The organism is Microbacterium cremeum (genome assembly GCF_015277855.1).
Taxonomy (GTDB): domain Bacteria; phylum Actinomycetota; class Actinomycetes; order Actinomycetales; family Microbacteriaceae; genus Microbacterium; species Microbacterium cremeum.
The window spans coordinates 404,647-422,849 of record NZ_CP063812.1; the positions used below are offsets into that span (position 1 = coordinate 404,647).

The 18,203-nt window shown below is 71.7% G+C and carries 21 protein-coding genes; 10 read left to right on the forward strand and 11 right to left on the reverse strand.

Translation table 11 applies throughout. The features are described from left to right. Nucleotides 1-15: 15 nt before the first annotated feature. The 3 genes from IM778_RS01760 to IM778_RS01770 are packed head-to-tail and all read right to left on the reverse strand — an operon-like array spanning nucleotide 16 to nucleotide 3,381. A complete protein-coding gene (locus IM778_RS01760) occupies nucleotides 16-1,662 on the reverse strand; it encodes an alkaline phosphatase family protein (protein ID WP_194410390.1) in 1,647 nt (548 codons plus the stop codon). Beyond that, nucleotides 1,646-2,404, reverse strand: coding sequence for a RibD family protein (locus tag IM778_RS01765; protein ID WP_194410391.1), 759 nt, complete (start codon nucleotides 2,402-2,404; stop codon nucleotides 1,646-1,648). Before IM778_RS01765 ends, IM778_RS01760 begins: the two co-directional genes overlap by 17 nt. Further along, a complete protein-coding gene (locus tag IM778_RS01770) occupies nucleotides 2,401-3,381 on the reverse strand; it encodes a lysylphosphatidylglycerol synthase domain-containing protein (RefSeq protein ID WP_194410392.1) in 981 nt (326 codons plus the stop codon). The genes IM778_RS01765 and IM778_RS01770 overlap by 4 nt, the downstream gene beginning before the upstream one ends. A gap of 14 nt (nucleotides 3,382-3,395) precedes the next feature. Here IM778_RS01770 and IM778_RS01775 point away from each other — a divergent pair, with 14 nt between their 5' ends. Both IM778_RS01775 and IM778_RS01780 read left to right on the forward strand, forming a co-directional pair. After that, on the forward strand, nucleotides 3,396-3,668 hold the full coding sequence (locus IM778_RS01775) for a hypothetical protein (RefSeq protein ID WP_194410394.1): 273 nt from the start codon (nucleotides 3,396-3,398) through the stop codon (nucleotides 3,666-3,668). After that, nucleotides 3,668-4,117 (forward strand): hypothetical protein, encoded by a 450-nt coding sequence (locus IM778_RS01780; protein ID WP_194410395.1) that lies wholly within the window; start codon nucleotides 3,668-3,670, stop codon nucleotides 4,115-4,117. The genes IM778_RS01775 and IM778_RS01780 overlap by 1 nt, the downstream gene beginning before the upstream one ends. Nucleotides 4,118-4,176: 59 nt before the next feature. On the opposite strand, the gene IM778_RS01785 is transcribed toward IM778_RS01780, so the two are convergent. The 3 genes from IM778_RS01785 to IM778_RS01795 are packed head-to-tail and all read right to left on the reverse strand — an operon-like array spanning nucleotide 4,177 to nucleotide 6,577. Beyond that, a complete protein-coding gene (locus tag IM778_RS01785) occupies nucleotides 4,177-5,211 on the reverse strand; it encodes a glycosyltransferase family 4 protein (protein WP_194410396.1) in 1,035 nt (344 codons plus the stop codon). After that, a complete protein-coding gene (locus IM778_RS01790) occupies nucleotides 5,208-5,603 on the reverse strand; it encodes a 6-pyruvoyl trahydropterin synthase family protein (RefSeq protein WP_194410397.1) in 396 nt (131 codons plus the stop codon). Before IM778_RS01790 ends, IM778_RS01785 begins: the two co-directional genes overlap by 4 nt. Further along, entirely contained in the window at nucleotides 5,600-6,577 is a 978-nt protein-coding gene (locus IM778_RS01795) for a zinc-dependent alcohol dehydrogenase (RefSeq protein ID WP_194410398.1), read from the reverse strand. Before IM778_RS01795 ends, IM778_RS01790 begins: the two co-directional genes overlap by 4 nt. Before the next feature lie 86 nt (nucleotides 6,578-6,663). On the opposite strand from IM778_RS01795, the gene IM778_RS01800 reads away from it, so the two are divergent. From IM778_RS01800 to IM778_RS01820, 5 genes are all read left to right on the forward strand, one after another. Next, entirely contained in the window at nucleotides 6,664-7,407 is a 744-nt protein-coding gene (locus IM778_RS01800) for a CDP-alcohol phosphatidyltransferase family protein (protein ID WP_194410399.1), read from the forward strand. Then, nucleotides 7,404-7,796, forward strand: a complete 393-nt coding sequence (locus tag IM778_RS01805) for a hypothetical protein (RefSeq protein ID WP_194410400.1) — start codon at nucleotides 7,404-7,406, stop codon at nucleotides 7,794-7,796. Before IM778_RS01800 ends, IM778_RS01805 begins: the two co-directional genes overlap by 4 nt. Nucleotides 7,797-7,985: 189 nt before the next feature. Beyond that, nucleotides 7,986-8,363 carry a YciI family protein gene (locus IM778_RS01810; protein ID WP_194410401.1) on the forward strand — a complete coding sequence of 126 codons (378 nt, stop codon included), beginning with the start codon at nucleotides 7,986-7,988 and terminating at the stop codon, nucleotides 8,361-8,363. A 332-nt stretch (nucleotides 8,364-8,695) separates the two neighbouring features. Further along, nucleotides 8,696-10,315: a VWA domain-containing protein gene (locus tag IM778_RS01815; RefSeq protein ID WP_194410402.1), complete on the forward strand. Its 1,620-nt coding sequence runs from the start codon at nucleotides 8,696-8,698 to the stop codon at nucleotides 10,313-10,315. An 83-nt stretch (nucleotides 10,316-10,398) separates the two neighbouring features. Next, a complete protein-coding gene (locus IM778_RS01820) occupies nucleotides 10,399-10,566 on the forward strand; it encodes a hypothetical protein (RefSeq protein WP_194410403.1) in 168 nt (55 codons plus the stop codon). A 15-nt stretch (nucleotides 10,567-10,581) separates the two neighbouring features. On the opposite strand, the gene IM778_RS01825 is transcribed toward IM778_RS01820, so the two are convergent. Both IM778_RS01825 and IM778_RS01830 read right to left on the reverse strand, forming a co-directional pair. Continuing rightward, nucleotides 10,582-11,082: a nitroreductase/quinone reductase family protein gene (locus IM778_RS01825; RefSeq protein ID WP_194410405.1), complete on the reverse strand. Its 501-nt coding sequence runs from the start codon at nucleotides 11,080-11,082 to the stop codon at nucleotides 10,582-10,584. Between the two features lie 187 nt (nucleotides 11,083-11,269). Then, nucleotides 11,270-11,650 carry a RidA family protein gene (locus tag IM778_RS01830; RefSeq protein ID WP_194410407.1) on the reverse strand — a complete coding sequence of 127 codons (381 nt, stop codon included), beginning with the start codon at nucleotides 11,648-11,650 and terminating at the stop codon, nucleotides 11,270-11,272. 101 nt (nucleotides 11,651-11,751) lie between these two features. On the opposite strand from IM778_RS01830, the gene IM778_RS01835 reads away from it, so the two are divergent. Then, nucleotides 11,752-12,258 (forward strand): hypothetical protein, encoded by a 507-nt coding sequence (locus IM778_RS01835; RefSeq protein WP_194410408.1) that lies wholly within the window; start codon nucleotides 11,752-11,754, stop codon nucleotides 12,256-12,258. Between the two features lie 180 nt (nucleotides 12,259-12,438). Here the strand turns inward: IM778_RS01835 and IM778_RS17955 are convergent, their stop codons facing one another. Next, on the reverse strand, nucleotides 12,439-12,699 hold the full coding sequence (locus IM778_RS17955) for a putative acetyltransferase (RefSeq protein ID WP_420488842.1): 261 nt from the start codon (nucleotides 12,697-12,699) through the stop codon (nucleotides 12,439-12,441). Next, on the reverse strand, nucleotides 12,693-14,174 hold the full coding sequence (locus tag IM778_RS01840) for an SDR family oxidoreductase (protein ID WP_194410410.1): 1,482 nt from the start codon (nucleotides 14,172-14,174) through the stop codon (nucleotides 12,693-12,695). The genes IM778_RS17955 and IM778_RS01840 overlap by 7 nt, the downstream gene beginning before the upstream one ends. Nucleotides 14,175-14,224: 50 nt before the next feature. Here IM778_RS01840 and IM778_RS01845 point away from each other — a divergent pair, with 50 nt between their 5' ends. Then, nucleotides 14,225-14,638, forward strand: a complete 414-nt coding sequence (locus IM778_RS01845; RefSeq protein ID WP_228484695.1) for an NUDIX hydrolase — start codon at nucleotides 14,225-14,227, stop codon at nucleotides 14,636-14,638. Nucleotides 14,639-14,690: 52 nt separating this feature from the next. Here the strand turns inward: IM778_RS01845 and IM778_RS01850 are convergent, their stop codons facing one another. Beyond that, on the reverse strand, nucleotides 14,691-17,285 hold the full coding sequence (locus IM778_RS01850) for an alpha-L-rhamnosidase (RefSeq protein ID WP_194410412.1): 2,595 nt from the start codon (nucleotides 17,283-17,285) through the stop codon (nucleotides 14,691-14,693). Between the two features lie 86 nt (nucleotides 17,286-17,371). Here IM778_RS01850 and IM778_RS01855 point away from each other — a divergent pair, with 86 nt between their 5' ends. Then, on the forward strand, nucleotides 17,372-18,202 hold the full coding sequence (locus tag IM778_RS01855; protein WP_194410414.1) for an NAD-dependent epimerase/dehydratase family protein: 831 nt from the start codon (nucleotides 17,372-17,374) through the stop codon (nucleotides 18,200-18,202). Nucleotide 18,203: the final 1 nt, after the last annotated feature.

The window sequence follows — 18,203 nt, forward strand, 5'->3', positions numbered from 1 at the left end:
CTGCCGAACTGCCCCTCATCGGCTGAACGCGTCGACGAAGCGGTCGCGGAAGTCGTCCATCGCCCACACCGGCGCCTGCGCCGATGGACGCACGCCCGCCTCCCATCCCCACGACTCGATCGCCTCCCACACCGCGCGGTCCTTCGCGATGACCGTGACCGGCACGTCGTAGCCGGCGTCCGGGCCGGTGACGATGCGAGCCGGCTGGTGGTCGCCGAGCATGATCAGCACGAGGTCGTCCTGCGGGAACGTCTCGAGGTACGAGAACGTCGCCTCGAGCGAGTACGCCACCGATTCCCCGTAGAGCGCGCGGGCCTGCTCGGGGTCGGTCCACGCGCCGACCGGCGACTCGGCGCCCGCGACCTGGCCGGAGAACACCGACCCGTCGCCGAGCTCGTCCCACGGCACCATGCGGGGGAACGGCGTCCACGGCGCGTGCGACGAGACGAGGTCGATCTCGGCCATCACCGGCTGCGTGCCGTCGAGCGCCGCGTGCTCGTGGAACACGTGCCAGGTGTACTGGTCGGGCATGCGCGCGTAGCCGAACGCCGGCCCGCGGTACCCCATGGTGCGGGAGTCGAGCACGGCGTCGAACCCGTAGAACGCCTCGCCCGCCTCCCACGCTCGCGAGTTCGACGGCACGACCGCCATGGTGCGCCAGCCCGCCGCACCGAAAAGCCCGGTGAGCGTCGAGCGACCGTGCTCGAACAGCCGCTCGTACTTCCGGGGAGAGTCGACGCGCACCCCGCTCTGCAGCGTCGCATGGGCCAGCCAGCTCACGCCCCCGAACGTCGGCGACGTGAGGAACGCGCTGCGCGCGGCATACCCGTGACGCTCGAGGGTGTCGGCGCCCGCGTCGAGCGTGCGTGCGATGCCGTCGGTGAAGGGCGACGGCTCGACGGCGACGCGGCCGTAGCTCTCGACGAACGCGATGACGACGTCCTTGCCGGCCAGCACGGCCATCGGGCGCGCCGGGGGGTCGGCCGCCACCGGGTCGGAGGCCAGCGCGCGTTCGAAGGCCCGCTGCTCCTGCACGCTGGCAGCCGCGCGGGTCGATGCCGCGACGAGCGTGTCGCCGACACCGGATGCCGCGACCGGCGCCCCCGGCGCGACCTCGGTGCCGGCGAGGGAGAAGATCACCCAGGCGGCCGCGACCGCGGTGACCGCGGCGCGACCGCGCGCCCCCTCCTCGCGTGCGGCGCGTCCGACCCGCAGCGCCGAGACGGCCACGACGACGGCCAGCCCCGCGGCGGCGGCGCCGATGAGCACGACGACGAGGGCGGCGCTGACGGGCCCGATCGCGTCCTGCACGACGCCGAAGGCGTCGGCGATCGCGCCGCCGTCCTCGGCGAGATTGAACGGACGGTCGATGGTGGCGCGGAACGCCGCATCGAGCGAGGCGACGAGGATCGCTGCGACCACGGCCGCCGCGTACACGCCGGCCGCGACCGACTGCAGGGAACGCGACACGACGATGAGGAGCACGACCAGGGCGACGACCGACTCCCCCGGAAGACCCAGGAGCGCGTTCGGGCTCCCGCTGCCCAATGCCGCCGGCACGAGCGGTGCGACGACCAGGACCGCGCACGCGACCAGCGTCAGCGGCATCCCCCCGCGCAGCCCGCTGCGAGCGTGGACGGCGTGGTCACCGCGACGAGCCATGGTCCACGCCCCGGCGATGTGCGGTCGCCACGGCATCGGGCTCGGCCGACGGCCAGCGGGATGCGGCCCGCTCCGAGAGGGCGTACCGCAGCAGCACCACGTCGCCGATCTGCCGCGTCTCGGCGAGGCGGGCCCGCCGTGTCGCGGTCCACGGGAAGGCGCCGCCCTCGACGAACCGCGGCGCACGAGGCTCTCCGACGAAGAACGGGGCGATCACCAGCTGCAGCTCGTCGGCGACGTCCTCCCGCAGGAACTGGGTGTGCAGCCTGCCGCCGCCTTCGACCATGAGCCGGCGGATGCCGCGGGCGGCGAGGTCGTGCGCGACGTCGCGCATCGTCACGAGGTCGCCGAGGGCGACCACGGTGGCGGTGCCGCCGAGGGCGCTCGCGATGCGGGCGGCGGCCGAGCGCGGGCAGTAGACGAGCTTCTCCACGTCGCCGGCGGTGAAGAAGCGCGAGTCCGCCGGGAGGTCGCCGCTGCCGGTGACGGTGACCTTCACCGGTGAATCGCTCCGGCCCTGTTCGACGCGCCCGCGCCGCCGGTCCTCGCTGCGCACGAGCAGCCGGGGGTCGTCGCGGCGCACGGTCGACGCCCCGACCATGATGGCGTCGCTGTCGGCTCGAAGCTGATCGACGCGGTCGAAGTCCTCGGCGTTCGACATGATGAGGCGCTGCGGCGCCGCGCCGTCGAGGTAGCCGTCGAGCGACATGGCACAGCTGAGGGTCACGTACGGCAGCGTCATGTCGCGGCCCGCCTTCCGGCATCCGTCGACGCGTGGCGGCGGCGCAGCAGCGACACCGCGATGACGAGCGCGCCGGGGGTCAGTGCGATCATCACCAGGACGCCGTACGCGGTGGCGGCGGTGATCCCCGCCGCCGCGCCGAGCCCGGCCGCCCCGAACGCCCACGCGGCGGCGCCCTCGCGCGGTCCCCACCCGCCGATGCCGATCGGAAGGGACGACGCGAGCACGGCGGCGATGGCCGCGAGCGTCACCTGCTCGGCCGATGCCACGACGCCGGCGGCGGCGCAGGCGACGACGAACGTCACGACGTGCGCGGTGACGACGACGACGGATGCCGCGACCACCGCCAGCACCGTTCGCGCGGTGCGGAACGCCTCGCGCAGGATGGCCAGCTCGCGAGCGACCGCGCGCCGGGCCCGCCCGTTCGCCATCGCGATCCCGGCCCCGACGGCGACCGCTCCGAGAGCCGTGAGCAGGAGCGCGATCGCCGGAGCGTCGGCCGAGAACCCGATCGCGGCCACCACGACGACGGCCAGCACGAGCTGCACTGCTTGCCCCGCGGTGCGCTCGGCGACCACGGCCCGCGCGGCCTGGGCGACGCGGTCGAGGCTGCGCCCGTGCGAGATCGCCCGCTCGACGTCGCCGACGACGCCGCCGGGGAGCACCGTGTTGAGGAACTGCGAGCGGTAGTACGCGGCGACGGACTGCCGCCAGCCCAGCCGGAGGCCGAGGCGTCCGGCGAGGACGCGCCAGCGCCAGGCGGCGGCGGCCGTCGCCGCGGCGGCGAGCAGCAGCGCCGCCGCGATCACCGGGGGCGACACCGACGCGATGCCGCGGAGGAACGGCTCCGCGCCGGTGACGGCGACGATCGCACCGAGGATGCCGACGCCGACGGCGGCCCGCGCCCACGGCTGCCATCGCGGCGCGGCGCGGGCCGGCCTCGTCGACTGCGGGATCGCGGCGTTCACGGCGGCCACGCCAGGAGGTCGACATGGTGAACGACGACCCGCAGGCTGCCGGACGCGAGCTGCGCGCGCGCATGCGGGCGTACTCCGCCGCCCACTCGAGCAGCGCCGGCCGCTGTGCGACGGCGGCGGCGAGCCAGCCGTCCAGCCATTCGGCGATGAGCGCCGGGTCGCCCGGCCCGAGGTGCCAGGGCGAGTCCGCGACGCGCACCGACCAGCCCGCAGACCGAAAGAGGTCCGCCGCGACGGTCGCGGCATCCGGCCCCAGCAGCCCCCGGTCCTCGACCGCGCGCCGCTGATGGTCGTTGAAGGCCGCCTCGAAGACGCGGTCGCCGGCGTCGACCGGGTCGAGCGTCACCCGCCCGGTGACCGAGAGCGCGAAGAGCGCGGGCGCTCCCGTGGCGACGCACGCGGCGACGATCGTGGCGACCTCGTCGCCCGAGAGCACGTCCAGCAGCGCCGATGCCGTCACGAGCGACGCGCCGGTCAGATCCGCGCCCTGCAGGAGTCCGAGCTCACCGACCCGGGTGCGCACCGTGACGGGCGTCCCGTCGTGGTCGTGGGCGGCAGCGCTCGCCGCATGTTCGAGGAGTGCGTCGTTCCAGTCGTGCAGCACCCACGTCTGCGGGCCGGGAAGCAGCGGTGCGCACCACCGCACCATCGAACCGGTGCCGGTGCCCAGGTCGTGCACGACGAGGGGTGGCCGCAGCATCCGTCCTGCCTTCGTGGCGAGCGCGCGCGAACGTGAGGCGGCGTCCGCGTCTTCTCGCAGCGTCAGCCAGTCCGCCGACACCGGGATGACGACGCTCATGACAGTGCCTCGAGCGCCGAGTGGACGGCGCGCGCCGTGTCGCTCCACCGTCTGCGGGCCGGGGCGGCGTGGCGGGCTGCGGCCGACATGCTCGCGCGCAGGCGCGGGTCCTCCAGCCAGCGCCGCAGCGCGTCGCCGAGCGCCGCGGGGTCGCCGGGCGGCACGAGCAGGGCCGCCTCGGGCGGCTGGGTCGCCTCGGGGATGCCCCCCACGCTGCTGGCGATGACCGGGATGCCGCGGCCGAGCGCGTCGCCGATCGCGATGCCGTACGTCTCGGTGCGCGACGGCGCGACGAGCAGGTCGGCGTTCGCGTACGCCCCGTCGAGCTCGCGCGGGCTCAGGACGCCGGCCCACGAGATCTGCGGCGACAGGCCGGCGGCCGATGCTGCCCTGGCGACGCGCGTCGCGAACCCGGGGTCGGTCGAGACGGATCCGGCGAACGTGCACGTCCACGCCGGGACGTCGCCGAGCCGCGCGAGCGCCTCGACCAGCGTGTCGTGGCCCTTGTGCGCGGCGACGACGCCGACGCACAGGAGCGACCCGCCCGTCGTGGTGCCCGTCGCGAGCGGCGCCTGGTCCGACCCCGGCGCCGCGACCACGAGCCGCTCGGGAGCGACGAGCCCGCGCCGCGTGAGCTCGTCGCGGAGCCAGGCGCTGGCGGCGATGACGCGGTGTGCGCGGGGAAGTGCCCGCCGCTCGCCCTCGATCGCCGCGGGGTCGGGGTCGGGGAACGCGTCGGCCAGCATGTGCGCGATCACGACGACGCGCAGCCGCACCGAGGCCGCCTCGATCGCCGCCGGCGAGCCGATCGCGATGAGGCCGTCGACGAGCACGAGCGCGCCGTCGGGGAGATGCTCGAGCGGGTCCCCGTCGGGCGCGTCGGCGGCGACCTCTTCGATGCGCACGTCCCACCCGAGCGTGCGCAACTCGGCGCTCACGCGCCGGTCGTACACGTTGCCTCCGCTCACACGGCCGGGATCGTCGAAACCGCCGGGAACGACGAACCACACGACCGGTGCGGGCGCGCTCACAGCGCCACCGCGTACGACGCCCATGCGACGTGCGACTCGTGCAGCGTCACTTCGATCCCCGTGAGGTTCCCGCCGCCGAGGCCGTCCGCCCGCACGATCTCGACAAGGCGCTCTGCGACGACGCTGCACAGGCGCTCGGTGGTCGTGTTGACGCCGGCGAACTCCGGCTCGTCGTCGAGATTGCGGTACGACAGCGTCGACAGGATGCCGCGCAGCGCGTCCGACGCGCGCCCGATGTCGACCACCACGCCGTCGGCGTCGAGCGCGCCGGCGCGAAAGGTCGCGTCCACGACGTACGTCGCACCGTGCAGCCGCTGGGCGGGGCCGAACGTCTCGCCCGTGAAGCTGTGGGCGATCATCATGTGGTCGCGGACGGTGAGCGAGTACGTCATCCGGCGTCCCTCCAGTCGATCGTGTGGCACAGGCCCGGCAGCGACCCCGCCGCGATCGCCGCCATGACGTCGGGAAGGTCGCGCCAGGACGATTCGCCGCTGAGCAGGTGGTCGAAGACGGGGTCTCGCAACAGCCGCAGCGCGAGGGCGAGGCGGTCGCTCGTGGTGCGGGTGCCGCGCCGGCGCGGCGCGACCATCCCGACCTGGCTGGAGCGGATCGTGAGCCGCCGCGAGTGGAAGGCGCCCCCGAGCCGCACGCTCGCGGCCCGGTCGCCGAACCAGCTCGCCTCGATGATCTCGCCCTCGGCGCCGGCCGTGTCGATCGCCAGCTGCAGGCCCTCGTCCGACCCGCTGGTGTCGATCACGAGGTCGCGATCCGGCGGGGCGTCGGCCGGTCGGGCATAGGCGATGCCGAGCCGTTCGCACACCTCCGCCTTCGCGCCGTCGATGTCGACGATCACCACCTCGACGCCCGGGATGCCGCGGGCCAGGTGCGCGACCGCGCACCCGATCATCCCGGCGCCGACCACCGTGACGCGGTCGCCGACGAGCGGTGCGGCATCCCACACGATGTTCACCGCGGTCTCGACGGCGCCCGCGAGCACCGCCCGCCGCGCCGGGACGTCATCGGGCACGATCGCGACGGACCCCGCGGGCACCACGAAGGCGGACTGGTGCGGGTACAGGGCGAACACGGTGCGCCCGACGAGGCCGGTCGGGCCCTGCTCGACCACGCCGACGTTGAGGTAGCCGTACTTCACCGGACCCGGGAAGTCGCCCGCCTGGAACGGCGCCCGCATGCGCTCCCGCTCGCCGGCCGGCACCTCACCGCGGAACACGAGCGACTCGGTGCCGCGGCTGATGCCGGTGTACAGCGTGCGCACGAGCACCTCGCCGGCGCCGGGACCGGGCACCGCCTCGCCCCGAAGCGCCCCGCGTGCGGGAGCGTCGATCCAGTACGCGGTGGCCCTCATCGGCGGGGAGCCCCGATCGATTGAACCGAGACCCACTGCCAGAACGTGTTCCCAGTGGTATCCATGACGGAGGAACGGAGGTCAGCATGCCGAAAGTTCATCTCGCTCCGCTCTCGTCGATCGCGGCGGGGCTGCTGGGCCTCTGGGCGATCGACCGGTTCTCACCGCTCTCCGCGGTCGGATGGACCGCCGGACTCCTCTACCTTGTCGTGTCGAACGGACTCCTCACCAGGGGGTTGCATCGCAGCGGCATGACCGTCTTCGGGTGGGCGAACTGGGCCACCGCGACGCGTTCGACGCTCGTCGCGCTCGTCACCGCGCTGGTGGCGGCATCCTTCGTCTCGCCCGTGTCGGTGCCGCTGCTGGTGGTGCTCGCGAGCATCGCCCTGGTGCTCGACGCGGTCGACGGCTGGCTCGCGCGGCGCACGCATTCCGAGAGCGAGCTGGGCGCACAGTTCGACATGGAGGTGGATGCCTTCCTCCTCCTCGTGCTGAGCGTCTATGTCGCCCCGGCACTGGGCCCGTGGGTGCTCACGATCGGGCTGCTGCGGTACGCGTTCGTCGTCGCGGGGTGGTTCCTGCCGTGGATGCGGGCCACGCTGCCGCCGCGTTACTGGCGCAAGGTGACCACAGCGGTCGCGGGCATCGCGCTGACGGCGGCTGCCAGCGGGCTGCTGCCCGCGTGGGCGTCGATGGCCGTGGTGCTGATCGCCCTCGCGCTGCTCGTGGAATCGTTCGGGCGGGACGTGCTGTGGCTCGTCGCTCACCGACCTCGTGTGTCGACCCGCATGGACGCGGGACGGAGAAGAAGGAATGGAGTGATCCGATGACCGGAACCAACCAGCGGGTCCTGTGGGTCCTGCGCATCCTCAGCGCCGCGTTCCTGCTGGCCGCGGGAGGCATCCACCTGTACCTCGCGTTGAACGGGGTCGGCGGCATCCTCGGTGTGATGTTCATCCTGAACGCCGTCGGCGGGCTGGTGCTCGCGATCGCGATGGTGGCACTGCGGGGACGGATGCTGCAGGCCGCGACCGTGCTGAGCCTGCTGTTCCTCATCGCCACGCTGGGGTCGCTCCTGCTGGCGCTGACCGTCGGGCTGTTCGGCATCCGCACCGAGTGGGACTTCACGCTGGTGCCCGAGACCGTGATCGTCGAGTCGGTCGGCGTGGTGGTGCTCGCGGTGACGACCGTGGTGGTGCTGCGCAGGCCGCGCGACTGACTGCGGGTCGGGCGCGGACTCAGCCGTTCGCCGGCGCAGCGCCCGCCGCGTCGGCTGAGCAGGCATTGCCGGGGCGCGTGGCCGAATCGATCTCGCGGATCATCTGATGGCGATGTCGATTCTCGCCCGGCTCGTTCGACGCGTTGGTGAGGGCGACACCAGGGAGCCCACCTACGAGAGGATCCGACGATGACGCAGTACTTCCTGACCATGCCGCGCGACACCGCGACCGAGCCGACGATGGAGTCGATGCAGGAGTTCGACCCCGCCGAGTTCGCCGCCGTGATTGCGGCGGTCGACGAGTTCAACACCGCGCTGAAGGACTCCGGTGCATGGCTCTTCGCCGGCGGGCTCAACCCGCCCTCGACCGCGAAGACCGTCGACGTGACCTCCGGTGAACCCCGCGTGCTCGATGAGCCGTTCGTCCAGGCGGACTCGTACGTCGGCGGATTCTGGGTGATCGAAGCGCCCGACGAGGATGCCGCCGTCGAGTGGGCGTCCAAGATCGCTGTGGTCCTGCAGAGTCGTATCGAGGTCCGGGCGCTCCAGGAGGCGCCCGAGGCCTGAGCGTCGCGCACCCGAGGACGGGGTTCTCCGGGTCAGCGGTGGGCGATGGCAACGAGCAGCGCCGCTGCCCGAGAGGCTCGATGCGGTGAACTCACGCTCGAAGCGTAGTGGCAGGGCCCGCAGACGGTGGGTCCCGTTGCCCTCGCCTATACTCCACTGAAGTATCCCCCACGTACGATGCCGTATTTCCCCAGATACGACGTCGTATCCCGCAAGCGGGCCCCCACCCGCCGTCCATCGGAGTGCATGTGGTTCGAATGCAGCCGACTTCGCCCGCCACCGGCAGTACGCCGACGCGCGCTGCCGCGCGTGCCGCGCAACGGCGGAGGCGCTTGCTGATCCTCCTGGGCGTGATCCTCGTCCTCGTCGTCGCGCTCGCCGTCGTGCTCGGGATCTTCCTGACGCGCGAAACCGCGGCTGAACCGGAGAACGAGGCGGCGCCCGCTGGGGACTGCCTGGCATCGAGCCTGCGTATCACCGCGGATCCGGCGGTCGCGGGAGCGCTCGAGGCGATCGTCGACGACCTGACGGAATCTCGCTCGGACTGCCCCGACGTGACGATCAAGACGGAAGACAGCTCGGTCACCGCCGAGGCGCTGGCAGCGGGATCCGAGCCCGACTTCGACGTATGGGTACCCGACTCCGCGATGTGGCCGGCGCGTGCGGCGGGTCAGGCCGAGCTCATGGGCGTGGATGCGGCAGACCTCGAAGTCGGCGCCGCCATCGCCAGCACCCCGATCGTCTTCGCGGCGACGGAGCCCACCGCCGCCGCACTCGACGCGGAGGGTGCCGGGTTCGCGAGCCTGGCGGCCCGGACGGTCGCTCCGGTGCTGCCGGATCCGTCGTCGGTCTCTGCGAGCTCCGCCGCGCTGCTGGCGTTGCAGACTGCGCTCGCCGGCGATGCTCGTGCATTCACCACGCTCGCGCTCGGTCTCGACGCCGGCGTCGTTCCGACCGCCGACGAGGCGCTCGCCGCGGCATCCGTTGCGACCGCGCCCACGATCGCCGTGACGACCGAGCAGGCCGTGCGGGAGTTCAACGAGGATGCCGCCACCCCGCTGGTGCCGGTCTATCCGGCCGACGTGAAGCCTGCGGTGGCTGTGCCGATCGTGACGCTGGCGGGTGCCTCGGAAGAGACCCGCGCGGCCGTCGAGGCGCTCTCGACCGCTGTGGCCGACGGAGGCGATCACCTCGCCGAGCACGGTCTGCGCGACGCCGCGGGGAGTGCGCCCGAGCCGACCTCGGACGGCACCGACGGCGTGGTTGCGGCATCCGACCTCACTGACGGCGTCAACCAGGCCGCGGTGCTGCGCACCTGGCAGATCCTCACCGCGCCGTCGCGGATGCTGTCGCTCAACGACGTCTCAGGCTCGATGTTCCAGCTGGCGACCGCCGACATGCGGCGCATCGACCTGTTCGAGCAGGCCGCCGTCCGCGCCATCAACTCCCTGTCGACGGACTCGTCGCTCGCGACCTGGGTGTTCTCGAGCCAGCGGATCGGCGCGCAGGACTGGCAGGAGATCGTTCCCTTCGGTCCGCTGAGCGATGCCGCGCACAAGCAGCGCACGATCGATACGGCGAACAACCTCGACAGCCTGGTCGGCGGCGGCACCGGACTCTACGACAGCGTGCTCGCGGCGGTGAAGTACATGCGCGAGACGTACGTGCCCGGTCAGGTCAACCTGGTGCTGCTGAACACCGACGGGTACAACGAGGACGACGAGGGCCTCGACCTGCAGGGACTGCTCACCGAGCTGGAGAAGCTGCGGGATCCGGCGAAGCCCGTCGCCGTCATCGCGATCGGCTACGGTCCCGACACCGACCAGGCCGCCCTGGAGCAGATCGCCGCTGCGACGGACGGCGCGGCGTATCAGGCGCTTCAGCCGACCGACATCGGCACCGTCCTGATCGACGCGGTCACCCAGCGCGGCTGTCGCCCGAACTGCGGGTAGCGCAGAGCTTCACGGTCGGATGCGGTAGCGCGTTCCTCCGCGCCACCGGACGAGCTCTGCATCCTTGGGTACTGTCTGTGACTATGAGCGGCACTGGATTCAAGCCCGGAGACGACGTCTTCACCCCTCACGCCCGCGGCACGGTCATCGACGTCCGCGCGACTCCCTCGGGGAAGTGGGTGTTCGGAGTCGAGGATTCCGACGGCGCGGTGGGCTACTTCACCGAGCGCGCACTCAAGCCGGCGGGCTGACGCGCGGCGGCCCGCCTAACGAGCGGAGACGGGCGTCGAGGATTCCGCGCGCAGCCGCAGCGCATGCGTGACGCCGAAGATCGCGACGGCGACGCGATCGGCGCCGGACATCGGCGTGCCGGCGATCGGAACCAGCTCGGGCGTGGTCGCCTCGATCTCGCGGCCATCGTGCACCACGGTCGCACCGCCGGCGGCGCGGACGTTGCGAACCCATTGGGCTCCCTCGCCGTAGGGGAGCGAGATGTACAGCTCGTCGCCCACGCGCTGCACCCCGACGGGCGTGTCGTACACCCTGCCGCTGGTCCGACCGGGTACGCGCACAACGGCCCAGGGCGAGCCGGGGGTGCCGGCATCCTGCAGCGCTCTCCGGTTCAGCACGTCGCGCTGCATGGTACGTGTGAAGCGCAGCACGCGGGGGTTTCGAGTGCGCACTCCCACGACGATCCCGACCACAGCGACAAGCGCCGAACCGACCAGAAGTGCCAGGAAGAAGGAGAGCGTGCGCGCAATGGTCATGTCCCCACTCTCGCCATACCGTCGGGCACGCGCAAGGCGTGACTGCCCGCACGCGCTCGGTGGCACCGACAACCCCGAGTGGTCGGGGCTCTTCCCGCCCGAGACGTACGAGCGCACAGACACCTCGAGACCCTGCGGTGGTGTCACGATGCGAGTTGGTCAGGGCCCGCCGCCGCGGGATCACGAACTACGCAGTGACGGCGGTCATCCGGATGGATACGAGAATGCCGGGCAGGTCGACGCCGAGCTTCGCGACGTACCGTGCGGGGGATGCTGACGGGAACCAGCGCGCGTACTCCTCGTTGAGGCCCGCGAAGTCCTCCGGGCGCGTGAGCAGGACGCCGATCTCGACGATGTCCTCGAGCCCCGCGCCGGCCGCCTTCAGGATCGCCTCGCAGTTCGCGAATGCCTGGCGGGTCTGCTCCTGGATGGTGTCGCCGGCGAGAGCGCCCGTCGCCATGTCTACGCCCACCGTGCCCGAGACATAGATGTGCGTCCCCGCGCGCACTGCCTGACTGTAGAGCGGCGAGCTCGGAGCGTCCGGCGTCGTGATGATCTCCCTCGGCATCCTGAGCCTCCTTGCTACTGGGTTCCGCTCGTGCCCAGCATGCTCGCAGACGTTCACGGGCGGCGCCAGAGCCGGAGAGAATGCCCCCTATGCTTCAGTCCATGCGTAGCGCTCGAGTGCACCCTCTGGTGACCCGCCTTGCCGTCATCGTCGGGCTCGTTGCGATCGGTGCAGGCGGTTCAGGGTGCGCCGCGCCGACGGTGCAGGCCGACCCCACGCCGGCTGCAACGGTAACCGTGACGGCCGCCCCCGGTCCCGTCGTCGTCTCGGCGGAGGTTACGGACGAGCAGTCGTGCGAGGCGTTCGTCGACGTGTCGACCATCCTGTTCAACGCCGAGACGGGCCTGCGTGAGGGCCGAATGATCCGGCAGGAGTACACCGGGTGGCTCCAGCTCGCCACGCGTGTGCTGGATCGGGTGCCCACGAGAGGCGAAGGCGCCGTGAGTGACGCGATCGCGGCGCTGAAGCAGGGCGCGCCGGCCATTCCCGCAGGCGGAACCGGTCCGACCGACATCGGGACCAGCGAGTGGTACAGCTCGGCGGAGCTTGTCGATGCTTGCCGTGAGGCCGGGTACGAGCTGTTCACCGTGGCCTTCACGGGCGGGTGAACCGCTCACGCGCCGGCGGTACCCGCGACGGTTCCGAGGACTGAACGCCGGACTTGCAGGTACTTCCTCGTCTCGTTGACGAATCGTCGGAGGTTTCTACGTGCGGTCGAGCTTGGTATGGGATGCCATCTGGCCCGTCATTCAGCTCGATCGCGGTCGCTCAACGACCGGGAGCGAGATTCACGCCGGGGACGATGAGTTGCGTCGAGGGCGAGGGGCGGGCGGGGGAGGCACCTCTTTCGCGGCGATGATCGCGCCACGAGGGATGCGCTCGACGCCGCGCTTGCCGTCGACCGTGACGGTCTGAGCGTCCGTGCTCAGAAGCTCACCGAGAGCGTCGGTCGCCTGCCCGGTCGGCAGGATGTAGCGCACGACCACGCGATGACCGGGCTCGGGGATCTCGATACGCTCGTTCCTCGCTACTCGATCACCGTTTACCATTGGCCCGGGGCGTAGTCCTTGAGGAAGATGCCGAACAGGTCCTCTCCGGCCTCGCCGCGCACGATCGGGTCGTAGACGCGAGCAGCGCCGTCGACGAGGTCCAGCGGAGCGTGGAAGCCTTCCTCGGCGAGCCGCACCTTCGTCGGGTGCGGGCGCTCGTCCGTGATCCAGCCGGTGTCGACGCTCGTCATGAGGATGCGGTCGGTCTCGAATAGCTCGCGCGCGCTCGTGCGCGTCAGCATGTTGACGGCCGCCTTGGCCATGTTGGTATGCGGATGCCCCGGACCCTTGTAGCCGCGATTGAACACACCCTCCATCGCGCTCACGTTCACCACGTAGGTGCGCCGCGCCGGGCTCGCCGCCAGCGACCTGCGCAGCTTCGAGACAAGCAGGAATGGCGCGGTGGTGTTCGCGAGCTGCACCTCGAGCATCTCGAGCGGATCGACCTCGTCGACGCTCTGCACCCACGAGTTCGTGCGGTCGAGATCGGGGATGAGCCCACCGGCGTCGATCGCCGTACCTGCGGCGAGGCGCTCGAGTGAGCTCGAGCCCGCGGCCATCGCCTGCTCGGTGAGTTCGTCGGCGCGTGCGGCGGCTGCGGCGAGGATCGGGTGCGCGGTCACCGAGCGCTCGAGCGCCTGCGGATGGCGGTCGTTGGTGTGGCCGAACGTGACCAGCTCGGGGAGTGGGCCAGACGGCAACGGAGCCAGTTCCGCGTCGACGAGCGGCTGATACGCGCCGGGCGAGCGGCGCACGGTCTGCGTCGCGTTGTTGATGAGGATGTCCAGCGGCCCCGCGGCCGCGACGTCCTCCGCCAACCCGATCACCTGCGCCGGGTCACGCAGGTCGATGCCGACGACCTTGAGCCGGTCGATCCACTCCGGCGCGTCGGGCAGGCTGCTGAAGCGGCGCACCGCATCGCGTGGGAAGCGGGTGGTGATCGTCGTGTGCGCGCCGTCGCGCAGCAGCCGGAGCGCGATGTACATGCCGATCTTCGCGCGGCCGCCGGTGAGGAGCGCGCGCTTGCCCGTGAGGTCAGTGCGCGCATCGCGCTTCGCATGGCTCATCGCCGCGCAGGTGGGGCAGAGCTGGTGGTAGAACGCGTCGACGACCGTGTAGGGCTGCTTGCAGATGTAGCAGGCGCGCGGCTTGAGCAAGGTTCCCGCGGTTCGAGCGGTTGTCGAGCTCGAGATGGGGATGCCGCGCGTCTCGTCGTCGATGCGGTCGGGCGCGCCGGTGGCCGTGGCCGCGACGACCGCGCGGTCGGCGGCGGCGATCGCCTCACGGATCTCGCGACGGCGCTCCTTCTTCACGGCCTTGAACATCGCGGCGGTCGCACGACGCACGGCGATGTAATCGGGGTGCGTCTCGTCGACACTGGACACGCTGCCGAGCACCCGCAAGGTGGTCGCCAGATCGTCCGGGTCGATGCCGCTCGGCGGCAAAGCGGAGGGCGCGGGGGAGTTGGGAAGCACACGTGATTCTACGCCGGGCGGCTTCGCCGCTTCACTGCTAGCGTGCCTTCGTGAGCACCTCGAACGCGGCGCCGGCTCGCGCGCGCAGCATCCGCGTGTCTGCCGCGGTCATCGTGAACGACCGCGACGAGCTGTTGCTGGTGCGCAAGACCGGCACAACGGCATTCATGCAGCCCGGGGGCAAGCCTGAGCCCCACGAGACCCCGGCTGAGACGTTGAGCCGCGAGCTGTATGAAGAGCTGGGATTGTCGGTGGATGCTGCGGACCTGCGCCCGCTCGGATCGTTCACCGCGGCGGCAGCCAACGAGCCCGGATTCGTGGTGGTGGCGGACGTCTTCGAGGCCGATATCGGGGATCAGCTGCCGGTGATCGCGGCGGAGATCGAGGAGTTGCGCTGGGTCGCGCGAGCGGAAGCCGCGCAACTGGAAGTCGCGCCGCTGGCGCGACAGAACTTCCTCCCCTGACTCCCCTCCCCGCTCCTCAACGAGCGGGGGCTGAGGCGGGGTCGCGTGGATGTCAGCTCGAAAGCGGCACCGTCCGCGAATGGATGCCGCTGCCCAGCGTCTCCTCGTCAGCGCCCTCGAGATCCAGCACCGCCTCGACCCCGACCGGTACTCGCACCTCGACTTCGAGCGTCCCGCCCTCGATCTGCCACGCGATCGCAGCCTCTCCATACGGGGTCAACTGCCGAGCCGAAGCCGACGTCAATCCGCCGCCCGGCCGCGGCGCGAAGCGGATCCGCCGATACCCAGATGATGCCGGAGCGAGCCCCGCGATCACCCGGTGCATCCAGTCCGCGACCGCGCCCAGGGCGTAGTGGTTGAAAGAGGTCATCTGGCCCGGGTTCACCGTGCCGTCCGGCAGCAGCGAGTCCCAGCGCTCCCACACCGTGGTCGCGCCCTGCTCCACCTGGTAGAGCCACGACGGGCACTCGCGCTCCAGAAGCAGGTCGTACGCCGCATCGATGTGCCCGTTCGCGCTGAGCGCGTCCGACACGAGAGGCGTCCCGACGAACCCGGTCGCGATGCGGTTGCCGGCCTCGTGCACGAGCTGCGCGAGACGGGATGCCGCGGCATCCCGCATCTTCGGATCGGTGAGGAGGTCGAACTGCAGGCCGAGGGCGTACGCCGTCTGCGCGTCGCTGGTCATGGTGCCGTCGTCGTTCACGTACTCGGCCGTGAAGGCGGCGGCCACCTCGTCGGCGAGCGTGTCGTACCGCGCAGCCTCGGCATCCCAGCCCAGCGCCTCCGCCATGCGGGCGACGGTGCGCGCGGACTTCGCGAAGTACGCGGTGGCCACGAGGTAGCGGTCGGTGCGGGCATCGGCAGGGTCGTTCGGAGGAGCAGCCGGGTCGAGCCAGTCGCCCAGCTGGAAACCGGTGTTCCACAGTCGCGAGGGTCCCGAGATGCGCTCGATCAGGTCGACCCAGCGTCGCGCGCTGTCGAACTGCGCGCGCAGCACGCCGGTGTCGCCGAACCGCTCGTACAGCGTCCACGGCAGCAGGGTGGCGACGTCGCCCCACGCGGCTCCCGGCCGCAGCGGGGTCCACATCCTGTCGGCGGGGATGACCGGCACGTACCAGGGCACGGTGCCGTCGGGCAGCTGCTCGATCTCGACGTCGCGCAGCCATCCGGCGAGCATTCCCGAGACGTCGTACAGCGTCGCGGCGGTCGGGCCGAACACCTGGATGTCGCCGGTCCAGCCGACGCGTTCGTCGCGCTGCGGGCAGTCGGTGGGGATGTCGACGAAGTTGCCGCGCATGCCCCACAGCACGTTCTGGTGCAGGCGGTTGAGCGCGGGATCGGACGACTCGAACCAGCCGGTGCGCTCCAGATCCGTGTGGTACACCCGCGCGACGAGTGCTCCCGCGGCGATATCGGCGTCGAGGTCGCCGGGCCAGCCCGACACCTCGACGTAGCGGAAGCCGTGGAAGGTGAAGCGCGGCTCCCACTCCTCGATGTCGCGCCCGGCGAGCGTGTAGTTGTCGGCCGAGCGCGCGGCGCGCAGCGGGCGCGTGTAGATCTCGCCGTCCTGCATCACCTCGGCGGTGCGGAGCCTCACCGTCGTCCCCGCCTCGCCCGAGACCCGGAGGCGCACGCGGCCGACGAGGTTCTGGCCGAAGTCGAGGATGCGCGAGCCGCTCGGGCCGGTGAGCACCTCGACGGGGCGCAGCTCCTCGGTGCAGCGCACCGGGGGAGCCGTGGGTGCGACGAGCGTGGCCGGGTCGCGGTGTCGCTCCTGGGCGATCTCCCACCCGGTCTCGTCGAAGCCCGGCGTCGACCAGCCCGGCTGCTCCTCGCGGGCGTCGTAGTCCTCGCCGTCGTAGATGCCGCTGTGCAGGATGGGGCTCGCGGCGGTGCGCCACGTGTGGTCGGTCGCGACGACCTCGCGCGTGCCGTCGGCATAGGTCAGCTCGAGCTGGCCGAGGAACGACTGGTCGGTGCCGTACACGTTGCGGAACCCGCCGCGCCAGCCCAGCCGGCCGCGGTACCAGCCGTCGCCGAGCCACGCGCCGATCGCGTTGGCGCCCGGCCGCACCAGGTCGGTCACGTCGTACGTGTAGTACCGCAGGCGCGGACCGTACACGGTCCATCCGGGCGAGAGCGTGTCGTCGCCGACGCGCTCGCCGTTGAGCTCGGCCTCGTACAAGCCGTGCGCCGTGGCGTAGAGCCGCGCCCGCACGAGGTCGTCGCGCACCTCGAACTCGCGACGCACGAGCGACGGCCGCCGCTCATCCGACTGCGGGTTCTCGTTACGCGTCGCTCCGACGGGCCTCGCGATCCAGTCCGACGGCTCGAGCAGTCCCGTCTCGACAGCGGTGGGGACGGATGCCTCGGACCACGTGCCGTCGGCGCCTCGCACCGCGATCCGCACCGTCGCGATCTCGCGCGAGCCCAGCGGTGCGGCGGGCCAGTCGACCAGCACCTGCTCATCGCTCTCGACCTCGAAGGACTCCGTCGCGCCGTCGCGTTCGACGTCGACGCGGTAGGCGGCCTGCCGCCAGCCCGTCGGCGCGGAGCTCACGATCCACGACAGCCGCGGCATCCGTTCGCCGATCCCCAGGGGTTCGCGGTGGTGTTCGATCCGAGGCGCGTCGACGATGACGGACATGCGGGCTCCTTCGCATTTCGAAACGTTTCAAGTAAGCTTACGGGACGGCTTCACCGCACGGAAGCGAAGGCCGGAGAAAGGGCGGCATGAGGATCGGCGTCACGGGAAGCGGCGGCAAGCTCGGCCGTGCGACGGTCGAGCGACTGCGGGTCGACGGCCACGACGTGATCGGGTTCGACCTCGCCGGCACGCCGGGAGCCGGCTTCACGCGTGTCGATCTCACCGACTTCGGGCAGACCCTCGACGCGTTCCTCTCGGTGACCGCCCGCCACGACGGCCTCGATGCGCTCGTGCATCTGGCGGCGATCCCGGTGAACGGACTGGTTCCGGATGCCGCGACCTTCCACAACAACATCACCGTGTCGTTCAACGCGCTGTTCGCCGCCCACCGCGCGGGCATCCGCACCATCGTGCTCGCCTCGAGCATCACCGCGATGGGCTTCCCCTTCGACGAGGCCCCGCTCGCGCTCCCTGTCGACGAGACCTACACGAGCGCCAACAACACGTACGGACTCGGCAAGGTCGCCGAGGAGGCGATCGCCGCGCAGCTGGTGCGGTGGACCCCCGAGACGTCGATCACCGCGCTGCGATTCACCAACGTCGTCGGAGCCGACGAGTACGCGACGTTCGAGCGCGCCGCCGAGCCCGGCTACCGACGTGACCTGATCGGCTCGTGGATCGACGCGCGCGACGGGGCCCAGGCGGTCGCGCTGGCGCTCGCTCACGCCGCGCCGGGGTACGAGGTCTACAACGTCGCCGCACCCGAGTCGGGTGTCGCGGCTCCGTCGCGCGAGGTCGCGGAGCGCTGGTTCCCCGGCACGCCGATCGCCGACGACCTCGGCGAGTACGAGTCGCTCATGTCGACGCGCAAGATCCGCGAGCGCCTCGGGTTCGCCGCCGAGCACGACTGGCGCTGAC

Bases quoted from the DNA above. Each gene is read 5' to 3' on its own strand.
- IM778_RS01760 (WP_194410390.1), bottom strand. From the start codon at position 1,662: ATGGCTCGTCGCGGTGACCACGCCGTCCACGCTCGCAGCGGGCTGCGC.
- IM778_RS01765 (WP_194410391.1), bottom strand. From the start codon at position 2,404: ATGACGCTGCCGTACGTGACCCTCAGCTGTGCCATGTCGCTCGACGGC.
- IM778_RS01775 (WP_194410394.1), top strand. From the start codon at position 3,396: ATGGTGAACGACGACCCGCAGGCTGCCGGACGCGAGCTGCGCGCGCGC.
- IM778_RS01780 (WP_194410395.1), top strand. From the start codon at position 3,668: ATGGTCGTTGAAGGCCGCCTCGAAGACGCGGTCGCCGGCGTCGACCGG.
- IM778_RS01790 (WP_194410397.1), bottom strand. From the start codon at position 5,603: ATGACGTACTCGCTCACCGTCCGCGACCACATGATGATCGCCCACAGC.
- IM778_RS01795 (WP_194410398.1), bottom strand. From the start codon at position 6,577: ATGAGGGCCACCGCGTACTGGATCGACGCTCCCGCACGCGGGGCGCTT.
- IM778_RS01800 (WP_194410399.1), top strand. From the start codon at position 6,664: ATGCCGAAAGTTCATCTCGCTCCGCTCTCGTCGATCGCGGCGGGGCTG.
- IM778_RS01805 (WP_194410400.1), top strand. From the start codon at position 7,404: ATGACCGGAACCAACCAGCGGGTCCTGTGGGTCCTGCGCATCCTCAGC.
- IM778_RS01810 (WP_194410401.1), top strand. From the start codon at position 7,986: ATGACGCAGTACTTCCTGACCATGCCGCGCGACACCGCGACCGAGCCG.
- IM778_RS01820 (WP_194410403.1), top strand. From the start codon at position 10,399: ATGAGCGGCACTGGATTCAAGCCCGGAGACGACGTCTTCACCCCTCAC.
- IM778_RS01825 (WP_194410405.1), bottom strand. From the start codon at position 11,082: ATGACCATTGCGCGCACGCTCTCCTTCTTCCTGGCACTTCTGGTCGGT.
- IM778_RS01830 (WP_194410407.1), bottom strand. From the start codon at position 11,650: ATGCCGAGGGAGATCATCACGACGCCGGACGCTCCGAGCTCGCCGCTC.
- IM778_RS01835 (WP_194410408.1), top strand. From the start codon at position 11,752: ATGCGTAGCGCTCGAGTGCACCCTCTGGTGACCCGCCTTGCCGTCATC.
- IM778_RS17955 (WP_420488842.1), bottom strand. From the start codon at position 12,699: ATGGTAAACGGTGATCGAGTAGCGAGGAACGAGCGTATCGAGATCCCC.
- IM778_RS01850 (WP_194410412.1), bottom strand. From the start codon at position 17,285: ATGTCCGTCATCGTCGACGCGCCTCGGATCGAACACCACCGCGAACCC.
- IM778_RS01855 (WP_194410414.1), top strand. From the start codon at position 17,372: ATGAGGATCGGCGTCACGGGAAGCGGCGGCAAGCTCGGCCGTGCGACG.